This window comes from Epibacterium sp. ABV4_022 (genome assembly GCF_056159345.1).
The window spans coordinates 1,499,409-1,512,734 of record NZ_JBSWVA010000001.1 but is presented as its reverse complement, the minus strand read 5'-3'; the positions used below and the strand labels follow the sequence as shown (position 1 = coordinate 1,512,734).

At 66.1% G+C, this 13,326-nt stretch carries 12 protein-coding genes; 2 read left to right on the top strand and 10 right to left on the bottom strand.

Going from position 1 to position 13,326, the window contains the following annotated elements; genetic code table 11:
* Nucleotides 1-30: 30 nt before the first annotated feature.
* The 8 genes from ftsA to ftsW form a co-directional block, all read right to left on the bottom strand.
* Nucleotides 31-1,365, bottom strand: a complete 1,335-nt coding sequence (gene ftsA, locus ACXAF5_RS07210) for a cell division protein FtsA (protein ID WP_474946084.1) — start codon at nt 1,363-1,365, stop codon at nt 31-33.
* Between the two features lies 1 nt (nt 1,366).
* A complete protein-coding gene (locus ACXAF5_RS07205; RefSeq protein WP_239324093.1) occupies nt 1,367-2,266 on the bottom strand; it encodes a cell division protein FtsQ/DivIB in 900 nt (299 codons plus the stop codon).
* On the bottom strand, nt 2,254-3,138 hold the full coding sequence (locus tag ACXAF5_RS07200) for a D-alanine--D-alanine ligase (protein ID WP_239324145.1): 885 nt from the start codon (nt 3,136-3,138) through the stop codon (nt 2,254-2,256). The genes ACXAF5_RS07205 and ACXAF5_RS07200 overlap by 13 nt, the downstream gene beginning before the upstream one ends.
* Before the next feature lie 344 nt (nt 3,139-3,482).
* On the bottom strand, nt 3,483-4,409 hold the full coding sequence (gene murB, locus ACXAF5_RS07195) for a UDP-N-acetylmuramate dehydrogenase (protein ID WP_474946083.1): 927 nt from the start codon (nt 4,407-4,409) through the stop codon (nt 3,483-3,485).
* 102 nt (nt 4,410-4,511) lie between these two features.
* Nucleotides 4,512-4,760: a DUF2484 family protein gene (locus ACXAF5_RS07190; RefSeq protein ID WP_239324089.1), complete on the bottom strand. Its 249-nt coding sequence runs from the start codon at nt 4,758-4,760 to the stop codon at nt 4,512-4,514.
* Between the two features lie 154 nt (nt 4,761-4,914).
* On the bottom strand, nt 4,915-6,324 hold the full coding sequence (murC, locus tag ACXAF5_RS07185; RefSeq protein WP_474946082.1) for a UDP-N-acetylmuramate--L-alanine ligase: 1,410 nt from the start codon (nt 6,322-6,324) through the stop codon (nt 4,915-4,917).
* Complete coding sequence (locus ACXAF5_RS07180; protein WP_474946081.1) at nt 6,321-7,418, bottom strand: UDP-N-acetylglucosamine--N-acetylmuramyl-(pentapeptide) pyrophosphoryl-undecaprenol N-acetylglucosamine transferase; 1,098 nt, start codon at nt 7,416-7,418, stop codon at nt 6,321-6,323. The genes murC and ACXAF5_RS07180 overlap by 4 nt, the downstream gene beginning before the upstream one ends.
* A gap of 46 nt (nt 7,419-7,464) precedes the next feature.
* The gene (gene ftsW / locus ACXAF5_RS07175; protein ID WP_239324083.1) at nt 7,465-8,634 is read right to left on the bottom strand and encodes a putative lipid II flippase FtsW; all 1,170 of its coding nucleotides are present in this window, start codon (nt 8,632-8,634) and stop codon (nt 7,465-7,467) included.
* A gap of 263 nt (nt 8,635-8,897) precedes the next feature.
* On the opposite strand from ftsW, the gene ACXAF5_RS07170 reads away from it, so the two are divergent.
* Nucleotides 8,898-10,079 (top strand): BaiN/RdsA family NAD(P)/FAD-dependent oxidoreductase, encoded by a 1,182-nt coding sequence (locus tag ACXAF5_RS07170; RefSeq protein WP_474946080.1) that lies wholly within the window; start codon nt 8,898-8,900, stop codon nt 10,077-10,079.
* 37 nt (nt 10,080-10,116) lie between these two features.
* On the opposite strand, the gene ACXAF5_RS07165 is transcribed toward ACXAF5_RS07170, so the two are convergent.
* Nucleotides 10,117-11,013, bottom strand: coding sequence for a LysR substrate-binding domain-containing protein (locus tag ACXAF5_RS07165; protein ID WP_239368899.1), 897 nt, complete (start codon nt 11,011-11,013; stop codon nt 10,117-10,119).
* A gap of 92 nt (nt 11,014-11,105) precedes the next feature.
* Between ACXAF5_RS07165 and ACXAF5_RS07160 the strand changes: the two genes are divergently transcribed.
* A complete protein-coding gene (locus tag ACXAF5_RS07160) occupies nt 11,106-11,267 on the top strand; it encodes a DUF1127 domain-containing protein (RefSeq protein ID WP_474946079.1) in 162 nt (53 codons plus the stop codon).
* 37 nt (nt 11,268-11,304) lie between these two features.
* Here the strand turns inward: ACXAF5_RS07160 and murD are convergent, their stop codons facing one another.
* Entirely contained in the window at nt 11,305-12,708 is a 1,404-nt protein-coding gene (gene murD, locus ACXAF5_RS07155) for a UDP-N-acetylmuramoyl-L-alanine--D-glutamate ligase (RefSeq protein WP_474946078.1), read from the bottom strand.
* Nucleotides 12,709-13,326 lie beyond the last annotated feature (618 nt).

The following is a 13,326-nucleotide window of genomic DNA, read 5'->3' as shown; positions in this document are numbered from 1 at the left end:
ATCGGCAAACCTCTGCCGAGCGCCGCGATCCTACCAGTTGTCCTTGAACCAACGCACGACGCGGCGCATCGACCCGCCCGCCATCCGGTCCACCGGCGCGTCGAAATCCCACCATTCATCCTGCGGATGGGCGGCAAAGAGACACATCCCCACCGCCGAGGCAAAGCCCGGCCCGGTCACTGCCTGCGGCAGCCCGTGCACCCGCATCGGGCGGCCCAGACGCACCTGCTGGCCCAGGATGCGGCTCGCCAGCCCATCCAGCCCGAGGATCTGGCTGGAGCCACCGGTCAGAACGATTTGCTGGCTCGGCAGATGGTCGAACCCGGCCGCATCCAGCCGGACGCGCACCTCCTCCAGGATCTCCTCGACCCGGGGGCGCATGATCCCGATCAGCTCCGCCCGGCTGACCGTGCGGCGGTCCCGCTCCCAGTCGCCGGTCTCGCCGCCGATGTCGATCATGTCCCGGTCATCCGCCCCGGTGGCATGCACGCCGCCGGACATGGTCTTGATGCGCTCGGCGGTGGCGGTCGGCACCCCAAGCCCCATGGAAATGTCGCTGGTGATGTGATCGCCGCCCATGCGCACCGCATCGGCATAGATCATGTGTTTCTTCATGAAGATCGACACCGAGGTGGTTCCGCCCCCCATGTCGATACAGGCCGCGCCCAGCTCCTGCTCGTCCTCAACAAGGGCGGAAATGCCCGACACATAGGCCGAGGACGCAATCCCTGCCAGTTCCAGATCACAACGCTGCACGCAGCGCACCAGGTTCTGGATCGCTGTAGCCTCGACCGTCAGCATATGCATGTCCACCGACAGCGCCTGCCCCATCTGGCCGCGGGGATCCTCAAGACCGGAACGATTGTCGAGTGCGAAATTCACCGGCTGGGCGTGCAGCACCTCGCGCCCCGCGCCGTACTCCGGCACCTCGCAGGCGGCCAGCACGCGGGCGATTTCATTTTCGGTGACTTCCTGCCCTTCCAGTTCGACCGTGGCGTCCAGCCCATAAGAGCGCGGCAGCGCGCCAGAGAAACAGGCGATCACATGGTCGACCCGAACCTCGGCCATCTTCTGCGCCGCCTGAACGGCGGTGCGGATAGCACGCTCGGTTTCCTGCATGGCGGAAATCTCGCCGAACTGCACCCCGCGCGAGCGCGTGGTTGCCGCGCCGATGACGCGGAACCCCGACTGCCCCGCCAGCGAACCGATGGAATTGTCCTCGCTCAGCCGCCCGATGCCGTCGAACCGCAGCACCAGACAGGAGATCTTGGAACTGCCCACATCCAGAATGGCCACCACACCGCGTTGCATAGCCTGGCGGCGCATCTGCCGCATCGCACGTTGGGATTGATACAGGTCTGTCATATCAATAGGAGCTCTCGTTCAATTGGCGGATGCGCCACCAGTCCTCGACGGCCGGTGCATTCATCCGCACGGTCAGGCGGGTCGGCAGGCGCAGATCGACCACCGCCACATCCCGTTCCAAAAGGTCTTTGACTTCGCTGACGGCGATCACCCGCTCCAGCGCCGCCACCGGACGCTCGACCGGCAACTGGATGCGCTGACCGCGATCCAGCACCACGTCCCAGCGCCGCTCGCCGATGCGCACAAGGCCGCGCAGCCGTTCGCCCAACGGACGCGCCGCCGCAAACAGCCGCAGCGCCTCGGCGGCGCGTTTGTCCGCGCCCCGCCCCGCAATCAGCGGCAGGTCCGGATGCAGGCTGCGCTGACCCAGTTCCGCGACAAAGGCGCCGGTGTCATCCAGCAGCGCCAGCCCGTCGCGGCTGCGCCAGACGATGGCGGGCTGACGCTCCACCACATCGACTTGCAGAATGCCGCCGGGACGAATGCGCACCGCCGCCGTTTTCACCGGATCAAGCCCCACGATCAACTCGCGGATCGCCGCCAGATCAAGGTCAAAGGAACTGAGCGGCAGATCCAGCGCCGTCACCTCGCGAATGTCGGTGGCGACACTGTCCCCCGCCCCGTCGATCGCCATCACGTTGACCATGAATTCCGGCCGGGTCTCGAAGGACGCCCGCGCCTCGGCATAAAGCCCCATGAGATGGTCCCGCCGCGCCTCATCCGCCAGGTAGCCGCCGATCGCCGCCGCCAGCAGGCAGGTCGGCACGCCCAGCCGCAGCCCCGTGCGAATGCCGGGGGTCAGCATCCAGCGCTGAATGCGATACTTCAGACGCGAGGGCGCCGGATCAGCCTTGCCCTCGGCAGCCTGCTTCCTGCGTTTCGCCCCGGTCAGCGCTCGCATGAGGCATCCTCCACCAGCCAGGCACAGAAGGCACCAAAGGACAGGCCGCAATGCTCCGCCTGTTCCGGCGTCAGAGAGGTCGGCGTCATGCCGGGCTGGGTGTTGGTCTCCAGCAGCACCAGCCCTGCCGCGCCGCGCGCCTCATCCCAGCGGAAATCCGTGCGCGACACGCCCCGGCATCCCAGCACCTGATGGGCGCGCACCGCATAGTCCAGACAGAGCTGCGTGATCTCCTCGGGCAGCTCCGCCGGCAGCACATGCCGCGAGCCACCATCGGCATATTTCGCCTCGTAATCATACCAGCCATCGGTGAGGATGTCGGTCACGCACAGCGCCCGCTCTCCCATCACCGTCACGGTCAGCTCCCGGCCCGGCGCATAGGTCTCCACCATCACTTCGGCGGGCATGTCCTGCGACAGCTGCGGCGGGCTGTTGGCCGCCTCCCAGACGATATAGATCCCGACCGAGGAGCCTTCGTTGTTGGGTTTGACCACATAGGGCGGCGCCATCACATGCGCGGCCATGACATCGGCCTTGGCGGCAATCACGCTGTCCACCACCGGCAGGCCCGCGGTGCGATAGGCCGCTTTGGAGCGCTCCTTGTCCATCGCCAGCGCCGAGGCCAGCACGCCGGAGTGCGTATAGGGGATGCGCAGCCATTCCAGGATGCCCTGCACGCAGCCATCCTCGCCCCAACGGCCATGCAGCGCGTTGAATACCACATCCGGCTTGATGTCCTTGAGTTGCGCCACGAGGTCCGGGCCCGCATCGACCTCGACCACCTCATAGCCTTCGCCCCTCAGCGCGCGGGCGCATTCACGCCCCGTCGACAGTGACACCTCGCGCTCGGCAGAGGGGCCACCCATCAACATCGCAACCTTCGGGAGTGTTCCGCTCGCTCCACCCACGATCACTGCCTCAATTATACCCGGGCGTTTGCGCCCATTTTATCATTCTTGCAGGGCCGGTTTTCCGGCTTCCGCATAGCAAATCCGCATTCCGGCAGCGGGGGCCTGTTCCCCATCGCCAGCATGTCACGCATGCCTGTGGTCCAGGACGATGCCCGCGGCAATCAGGATATGACCAAAACCTTACGGCTTGATTAACCAAGATTGCCAGCCGCAGCCGACGCCCGCCGTGACACCTGAACCACCCGCCCTCGACCAGCATGTCGCCAGACTGGGGCAATCGTATGAATTCACTGGGTTTTCTAGGATCACGACCGCTCAGGATCGCCAACACGCATGATTTCCCACTCTAGCCAAATGCCGGAGTCCGCGTAAACCTTTTTTCGCACATTTTCGCCAAGACCTTCAAGATCTGCGGCGGTTGCGCCACCCGCGTTAATCATGAAATTGGAATGTTTCTCGCTCATCTGCGCCCCGCCAAGGGTCGCCCCGCGCATTCCGGCGTTGTCGATCACCTTCCAGGCCTTCAGATCCATCACGTCATCGGCCCTGCCGGTAGAGGAAAACCCGGCCGGGTTGCGGAAGGTCGAGCCTGCCGAACGCTCTTTGGTGGGCTGGCTTTCATCGCGCTTTTGCAGCTGCGCCTGCATGCGGTCGGCCAGCGCCCCGGGGTCGCCCGCCGGGCCGCGCAGGGTGGCAGAGACCAGCACCGCGCCCGCGGGCAGCTCGGTCTGGCGATACCGGAATTGCAGGTCCTCGGCGGTCAGCGTGGTCAGGCTGCCATCGCGCAGCACCACCTGCGCCGAGACAAAGACATCCGCCACATAGGCGCCATAGCAGCCCGCGTTCATCCGCACCGCGCCGCCGATGCTGCCGGGGATGGTCCGCAAGAAGGTCAGATCGACGCCCGCCTCCGCCGATTTGCGCGCCACATGGCTGTCCAGCGCCGCGGCCCCCGCAGTCACGGTATCGCCGTCCACGTCAATGCCGTTAAAGCCCCGCCCGAGCCGGATCACCACCGCCCGCAAACCGCCATCGCGCACGATCAGGTTCGACCCCACGCCCATCGGGAACACCGTCACTTCGGCGGGCAGATCCCGCAGGAAGCTCTGCAAATCTTCCAGATCCGCAGGCTGAAACAGGTAATCCGCCGGCCCGCCCACGCGCAGCCAGGTCAGGTCTGAAAGGTCACGGTTCGGCGTCAGCCGCCCGCGCACGGCAGGAAGATCGGTCATGATGGCTCGTCTCTGGTTTCAAGGCGGGTTTAGGCCATGCGCGTGCCAAGGAAAACCCCCGCGCCCGCGCCACCCGTCGATCACGCATTTCTTGCCGAGCGCCTAGCCGCGCCGCACGCTCCGCAGCCAGCGCACCAGATGGATCACCGGCCAGCGCAGGATCGACATGCCCGCAACCAGCATCGCCAGCCCCCACCAGGGGCCGTTTTCCAGGGTCACATAGCCGAGGATCGGGATGCCGAGGGCAATCAGCACATAGGCCCGGGACCAGTGGTTGTCCTTTGACGGCAGCATTGCCAGCACATTCGCCAGCACCACCCAGAGGCACGCGAGGATCAGGGAGGTGTTCATGGGCGCGCCCCTCCCGCCATTGAGATGTCGCGGGTGCCACCCGGGTCACCCCCTGCCGCGCCGTCGCCAGCCCCCCGGCCCCCATCGGCAAGGCGCAAGGCGGACAGCATCCCTGTCCCCTCCCCTGCCATCGCGGGCCGGAGTGCGCGCGCCCTCACCCCTGCAGCCTTTCGGGCAGGCCGTTGGCCCAGGCGGAAATGGTACCGGCCCCGAGGCAGACCACCATGTCGCCGGGGCGGGTCTGTTCGCGCACCAGACGCAGCAGGTCGTCCTCGTTGAGGATCGCGCGGGCATGGCGGTGGCCGTGGCGGATCAGCCCCGCCACCAGATCATCGCGGCTGGCGCCCTCAATGGGGTCTTCGCCGGCGGCAAAGACCTCGGCAATGGCGACCACATCGGCGTCGTTGAAACAGGCGCAGAAATCGTCGAACAGGCTCGACAGGCGCGAATAGCGGTGGGGCTGATGCACCGCGATGACCCGACCGTCGCCCTCAGTTCCGATCGCCTGACGCGCGGCCTTCAGCACCGCGGCAATCTCCACCGGGTGGTGGCCGTAGTCGTCGATGATGGTGACGCCGTCGACTTCGCCCACTTTGGTAAAGCGCCGGTTCACACCGCCAAAGGCCGCCAGCGCCGTGCGGATCTCGTCGCGTTTCATGCCGAGGTGACGACACACCGCCACAGCCGACAGCGCGTTGGAGACGTTATGGTCGCCCGGCATCGGCAGCGTGCAGCCTTCGATCTTTTGTCCTTCGGCCTGCAGCAGGATGTCGAAATGCGCCACGCCGCCTTTGTACGTCAGATTCACCGCCCGCACGTCCGCTTGCGCGTTAAAGCCATAGGTCACCACGCGGCGGTCGGAAATCCGCCCCACCAGCGCCTGTACCTCGGCGTGGTCGGTGCAGCAGACCGCAAGACCGTAAAAGGGGATGTTGGAGACAAACTCGTAAAACCCATCGCGCAGCCGGTCAAAGTCGCCCCAGTGTTCCATATGCTCGGGGTCGATATTGGTCACCACGGCGATGGTGGCGGGCAGCCGGTTGAAGGTGCCGTCGCTCTCGTCGGCCTCGACCACCATCCATTCGCCCTGCCCCATCCGCGCGTTCGATCCATAGGCGTGGATGATGCCGCCGTTGACCACGGTAGGATCAAAACCGCCCGCGACCATCAGCTCGGCCATCATGGTGGTGGTGGTGGTCTTGCCGTGGGTGCCGCCGATGGCGATGTTGGACTTGAGCCGCATCAGCTCGGCCAACATCTCGGCCCGGCGCACCACCGGCAGGCCGCGCGCGCGCGCCTCATCCAGTTCGGCATTGCCGGGTTTGATCGCGGAGGAGATCACCACCACTTCGGCGTTTTCCAGGTTCTCGGCCCGCTGGCCCTCAAACACGGTGGCCCCGAGGGTCTCCAGCCGCTGGGTGATCTTGGAGGATTTCAGATCCGAGCCCTGCACCACATAGCCGAGGTTCAAGAGCACTTCGGCGATGCCGGACATGCCGATGCCACCGATGCCGACAAAATGGATCGGGCCAACGTCGCCGGGCAGTTTGGTGGCAGGGGTCATGGGGCAGCTTCCTCGGACAATTGTTCAACACACGCCACCAGACGATCCGTGGCATCGGGGATACCTGTGCTCAATGCGGCATTCGCCATCTGGGTGGCGCCTTGGGCATTGGTCAGGACTGCGGCGATTTGCTCTGCGAGCGATGCGGTGTCAAGGGCACTCTCCGGGATGCGGATCGCCGCCCCGGCCTCGACCAGCCCGCGGGCATTGGCGGTCTGGTGATCGCCAGCGGCTGTGGCCAGCGGGATCAGGATCGAGGGCCGTCCAATGACGGAAATATCGGCGATGGAGGACGCACCGGAGCGCGAAATCACCAGCTGCGCCTCGGAAATGCGCGCAGGCACATCGGTAAAGAACGGCTGCACCTCGGCATCAATCCCCGCATCGGCGTAAAACTGCGCAACACGCGCCTGATCCTCGTCGCGGGCCTGATGGCTGACGCGCAAATGGCGGCGCACCTCATCCGGCAGCGCGGCGATCGCGCCGGGCACCACATCCGATAGGATGCGCGCGCCCTGACTACCGCCGATCACCAAGAGCGACATCGGATAATCACCGGGCGGAATATAAGGCGCACCCTGACGCTCCAGCACCGCGCCGCGCACCGGATTTCCGACATGCACGCCCTGCGCGCCCTCCGGCAGCTCCGTGGGCCAGACGCCGCAAGCGACCTGCGCCACCCGGGTGGCGAATTTCTGGTTCACCTTGCCCAGCACGCCGTTTTGTTCGTGGATCATGCGCGGCAGCCCCAACAGCGTCGCCGCCCCCAGCGCCGGGATCGACGGGTAACCGCCAAAGCCGATCACCGCATCGGGTCGCTCACGCCGCATCTCCAGCGCCATCGCCGCCACGCCCGCCGCGATCCGGGGCGCGACCATGGCCTTTGCCAGCAGCCCGCCACGCGCAAATGTGGCCGAAGAAACTTCGGTGATCTCGGTCGAATGGGGAAAGCCGCCGGTATAGCGCGCACCACGCGCATCGGTGGAGAGCTTCACCCGCCAGCCCTTGCGCAGCATCGCCTCTGCCAGGGCCTGTGCGGGGAACATATGCCCCCCGGTGCCGCCCGCCGCCATCAGGAGCAGTTTCTGTGTCATCTCGTGCCTGCCTTCGCGTTCTTATCCGTTGACCGGCCCACCTCTCTTATCCGCGCCCACGTCCGCGCAAGGCGTCCGCGATTTCGCCCTGAGGTCGGGACCGGGTGAAGGCCAGGAGCATACCCATTGCGATGCCGCCTGCAATCAGGGAGGAGCCGCCATAGCTCACGAACGGCAAAGTCATGCCTTTCGCGGGCAGAAGACGCACCGCAACGCCCATGTTGATCATCGCCTGAACGCCGAATGTGCAGGCCAGACCCGCCCCGGCGAGGCGGATGAATGTATCCCGCTCGCGCATCAGGCGAAACAGGGAGCGCACAACGATCATCGCATAGAGGAAGATGATGATGGAGACGAGCACCAGCCCGTATTCCTCCGCCGCGACGGCAATGATGAAATCGGTATGCGCATCCGGCAGCGACCATTTCACCTGCCCCTCGCCGACACCGACACCAAACAGACCACCCTCACGGATCGCGTTGGTGGCATAGCCAAGCTGCGTGGTCGGGTCGAGGTCCGGGCTCAGAAAGCCATCGATGCGGCGGGCAAAATGTTCCGAGTTGGAATAGGCAACCACACCGCCAAAGATCACCACGCCCGCCATGCCCACCAAGAGCAGCATCGGCGCCCCGGCGACGAAATACATCACGCCCCAGCCAAACAGGATCAGACAAGCCTGCCCGAAATCCGGCTGCATCACCAGCAACATCACCACCGACAGACACAGGCCAAAGGACAACAGCGTCCCCGGCGGGCCATAGATCTGCTGGCTGGCCGCGATCATCCAGGCCGCCAGCACGATGAAGCCGGGCTTCAGGAATTCCGACGGTTGCAGCGAGGCAAAGCCGAGGCTGTACCAGCGCACCGCCCCCTTGCCAAAGTCGGTGCCAAAGATCGGCAGCAGCGCCAGCGCCACAAACGCGCAGGCAAAGCCGATCACCGCCAGCCGTCGCACCAGCGTCGGCGACATCATCGAGGTCAGCACCATCGCCACCAGCGCCGTGCAGCCAAAAAAGGCCTGCCGTTGCACATAGTGGAAATTGTCGAACCCGTTGCGCGCCGCCAGCGGCACCGAGGCGGCCAGCCCCAGCAGCAACCCGATGATGAACAGGGTGATGACAAAGGTCATCGTCCACTTGTCCAGCGTCCGCCACCATTTCGGGAGGATCGGCTCCCCCTCTTGCGCGGGAAGCGCGCCATAGACCATCTCAGTCATGGGTTCACTGCCTTGGTTCGGCCCCGCAGGTGCAAATACAGCTGCAAGGGCGCGTTTTGCCTCAAAAATATCCCTTTTTCGGGATTTATTGAGGAAACTGTACCCCGATTGCGACGCACAGGCCAGCCTCTTCCTGCCCTTGGTGCCGGGAAAATTCCGCTGCACCGCCGCAGATCCGTCACATTCGCATCAATTGCCGCAGGCATGTGCCGGGCCGGAGGTGGCCGCTTGCGCGGCTGCGGCTTTCGTGGTCGATGCGCCTCATGCGGATAAAGACCCTGATTCTCGGCGCCGGCGCGGCTGGCATGATGTGTGCAGCCCATGCGGGCGGCGACTGTCTGGTGGTGGATCATGCCAGGAACCCGGGCGAGAAGATCCGCATTTCCGGCGGCGGGCGCTGCAACTTCACCAATATGTATGCCGCGCCCGAAAACTACATCTCGCAGAACCCGCATTTCTGCAAATCGGCCATGGCCCGCTACACCCAGTGGGATTTCATCGATCTGGTGACCCGCCACGGCATCGCCTGGCACGAAAAGACCCTCGGGCAGCTGTTTTGCGACGACTCCGCCCGCCAAATCGTTGCCATGCTGGTGCAGGAACTGCGCGATGCGGGCGCGGATCTGTGGTTGCAAACCTCGGTGGTGGACGTGCGCCACAGCACCGACGGATACACCGTGCGGCTGGAGCGCGAGGGCACGCCCGTCACCGTCACCGCGCAGAACCTGGTGCTGGCCACCGGCGGCAAGTCGATCCCCAAGATGGGCGCCACCGGGCTGGCCTATGACATCGCGCAGCAGTTCGGCCTGCCGGTGCTGGACACCCGGCCCGGCCTCGTGCCCTTCACCTTTGGCGCGGAGCGGTTCAAGCCGCTGGCCGGCGTCGCCCTGCCCGCGCGGCTGTCGAACGCGCGCGCCAGCTTTGACGAGGCGCTGCTGTTCACCCATCGCGGCCTCTCCGGCCCGGCGGTGCTGCAGATCTCCAGCTACTGGCATGAAGGCGAGGAGATCACCGCGCATCTGCTGCCCGACGTCGACCTGTTCAGCGCCCTGCGCGACCAGCGCCAGCAAAGCGGGCGCAAGGATCTGACCACCGAGCTTGCGCGCTACCTGCCCGCCCGGCTGGTTGAGGACCTCGCCGCCGATGGCAGCCTAAAGGGACGCCTGGCAGACCAATCCGACGCCGCCCTGCAAGCGCTGTGCGACCGGCTGCACAACTGGCAGCTGAAGCCCACCGGCACCGAGGGCTACCGCACCGCCGAAGTGACCCTTGGCGGCATCGACACAGACGCGCTCTCCTCGCGCACGATGGAGGCCAAGGCCCAGCCCGGCCTCTATGCGATCGGCGAGGCGGTGGATGTCACCGGCTGGCTCGGCGGCTACAACTTCCAATGGGCCTGGGCCTCGGGCCATGCCGCCGGACAGGCCATCGCCACCAGCGCCTGATACGCCCCCTGACACCGGCACTGCGATCCAGCCCGCCTCAGGTGCTGTCGAAATCCGCAACCTCGGCCAGCAGCCAGTTGCGAAAGGCGGCAACCGCAGGGTCCGCGCGACGCGCTTCCGGATAGACCAGCCACACCGAGATATCATCCTCCGTCACCTGATCAAACGGCTGCACCAACGCGCCGCTGGCGATCATGCCGCTGGCATAGGCCGGGGTCAGCAGGCAGGCGCCATGCCCTGCCAAGGCCGCCTGCACCTCCAGCACCTGAGTGCCCAGACTGTGCAGGTCTGCCTGAGGAACATAGTCGACACCGGCCGCCCGGAACCACATCTCCCAGGCCGGATCTCCCGCATCCACCAAGGGCACCCGCAGCAGATCTTCGGGCTGCGTGATCGGGCCATAGGCCTCCATCAGGGCCGGGGTCAGGAGCGGCGTATAGCTGGAGCGAAACAGCAGGTCCGCCGCCAACCCGGGCCAGCTGCCATGTCCGACACGAATGGCCACGCTGGCCTCGCCTGCCTCCAGATCGACGTAGCGGTGATTGACCTCGACCCGCGTGGTGATGCCGGGATGGGCGACCTGAAACAGCCCCAGTCGCGGGCCCAGGATGAAGGCCGCGAAACTGGCAATGGCGCTGATCACCAGCTCCTGCCCACCGCCGCGCACCTCGGCCCAGCCGCGACGCACCATGTCCAGCGCCTCACCAACCTGCAGCTGCAGCGCCTTGCCCGCCGCTGTCGGCACCACCCCGCGCGGCAGGCGCCGAAACAGGGGCTGACCGGCGCGATCCTCAAGCAGCTTGATCTGATAGCTGACCGCCGCCTGCGTCATCGCAAGCTCTTCCGCGGCGCGGCTGAAACTGCCCAACCGGGCCGCCGCCTCAAAGGCGCGCACCGCAGGCAGGGGTGGCAGGGGGGATTTCGCTTTATCCATAAAGCCAGCTTATACCACGCCCCTTGAGTTTCAATTGGTCATTTGCCTCTGCAAAGCGCACATCTACGCGACAACACGCAAGGAAGACTGCCATGACCACCATGATCGCACAGCTGAGCCTCTGGCCCGCCATCAGCAGGTTTTTTACCCACCCCACACACAAACGCGGCCCGGGTCTGCACGCCCTGCACAGCCAGGCCCGCCGTGAGCTGTCGCATATGTCCGACCACATGCTGCGCGACCTCGGGCTATAACCAAGGCCGCGACAGCAGGTCCGGGCGGCCTCAGACCTCAGAGCTGCAATCGGGCCGTGACTTCGGCGATGAAATCCTCGCCGCGTTTCTCGAAACTGTCGTATTGGTCGAAACTCGCCGCCGCCGGGGCCAGCAGCACGGTTTCGCCCGCCGCGGCCTCCGCACTCGCCTGCGCCACCGCCTGCGCCATGGTGGTGCAGACCTCGGCCTCCACATCCAGTTGCATGGCGAACTGCGCCGCCTCGCGGCCGATCACATAGGCTTTGACCACCTCGCCGGTCGCACCTTTGAGGCCCTCCAGCCCGCCTTCCTTTTCCAGCCCGCCGCAGATCCAGCGGATCTTTTTGAAGGCGCTCAGCGCCTTGACCGCGCTGTCCACATTGGTGGCCTTGCTGTCGTTCACGTAGGACACGCCCGCCACCTCGGCCACGCGCTGGCTGCGGTGCGGCAATCCGGGATATGTGCGCATCGCCGCCTCGATCACCCGGGGCGCCAGGCCCAGGGTGCGCGCCGCCGCATAGGCCGCGCAGGCGTTCTGATGGTTGTGGGCGCCGGGCAGACCGGGAATATCGCGCAGGTCGATCGACCCCGCCTGCCGCCCCTTGCGGTATTCCGACAGGAACCCCTTGCGGGCAAAGACCGTCCAGCCCGCGCTGCCCGTCAGCTTCTGCCCCGAGGACACACGAATGACCCGGTCGTCACCGTTGCCCTCGCTCAGCTGCCCGGCCAGGAACAGCCCCTCGTCCTCGTCGACGCCAACGACCGCGCGATCCGGCCCGCCTTCGGCAAACAGCCGTCGCTTGGCCGCAAAATAGCCGCCCATGCCGGCGTGGCGGTCCAGGTGATCCGGGGTCAGATTGGTGAATACCGCCACATCCGGCGTCAGCGCCCGGGCCAGATCGGTCTGGTAGGAGGACAGCTCCAGCACCACCACACCGCCATCGCGCGGCGGGTCGATGTCCAGCACACCGCGGCCGATATTGCCCGCCATCTGGCTGTCGCGGCCCACATGCTCGAGGATATGATGCAACAGCGCCACCGTGGTCGATTTGCCGTTGGAACCGGTGATCGCGACCACCTTGGGCGGGGTGTCGAACTCGTCCCACTCGCCCGAGGCAACCGAGCGGAAGAACAGCCCGATGTCATTGTCCACCGGCACGCCGGCGATCAGCGCGGCGCGCACCACCGGGTTGGGCCTGGGGTAGAGATGCGGAATGCCCGGCGACACGATCAGCGCCGCGATGTCGTCAAAGGCCCCCTGTTTCGTCAGCTCACGACAGGCAAAGCCCTCACCTTCGGCGGTGTCGCGCGCCGCCGGGTTGTCGTCCCAGCAGATCGCCTCCGCACCGCCTGCGCGCAGAGCCCGCGCGGTGGCCAGACCGGACCGGCCCAATCCCAGAACCGCTACCTTCTGACCTTGAACGCCTCGTACCGGGATCATGCCTTACCTCTTCTGACATCTCAGTTCGGCGCGACACTGCACCGGAGCGCGGCGGGAATGCAAGCGGGCTTGCGCACCCGGACAGCGCCTTCCCGGGGGGAAGGTCAGGCGCTGTCCGACCTCTCGGTCGGACCGAACCGTTGCCGCCCCCGCGCACGCCCTGCTGACGCCGCCTTCATGCCGACGCGCTACAGTCCACCCGTCGCGACATCAAAAGACCACAGGAGTTCGGCCCACCCCGAGACCACCCCCTCATTGGGTGCAGGGCGGGTCCACCCGAGGCCTCAGCGGATCTGGCCCTTAAAAAAGGCCAGCCGATGCTCCGCCCTCCCGGCGGCGCCGCCTTCTTTTGACAAAAACACCGCGCAAGGCTTCCCCAACGCGGTGTCACATATCCAGGAGTTACGCTTGAGCGCCCCGCCAGCAGGTCGGGTGCCAAAGGTCCTGCCATGACGCCCCCACGACAGAAGAGCAAGGACAGCCGCCGACCTCGGGTGGGGGTGTAGCCCCCTCCCGTGGGGGAGGTCGGGGGCTGTCCGGCCTGACGACCGGACAGATTGCAACCGCCCCTCCAGCCGGCAGGTGGCCAAAGCTGGGTAAATGCCTCATCACCCGTTC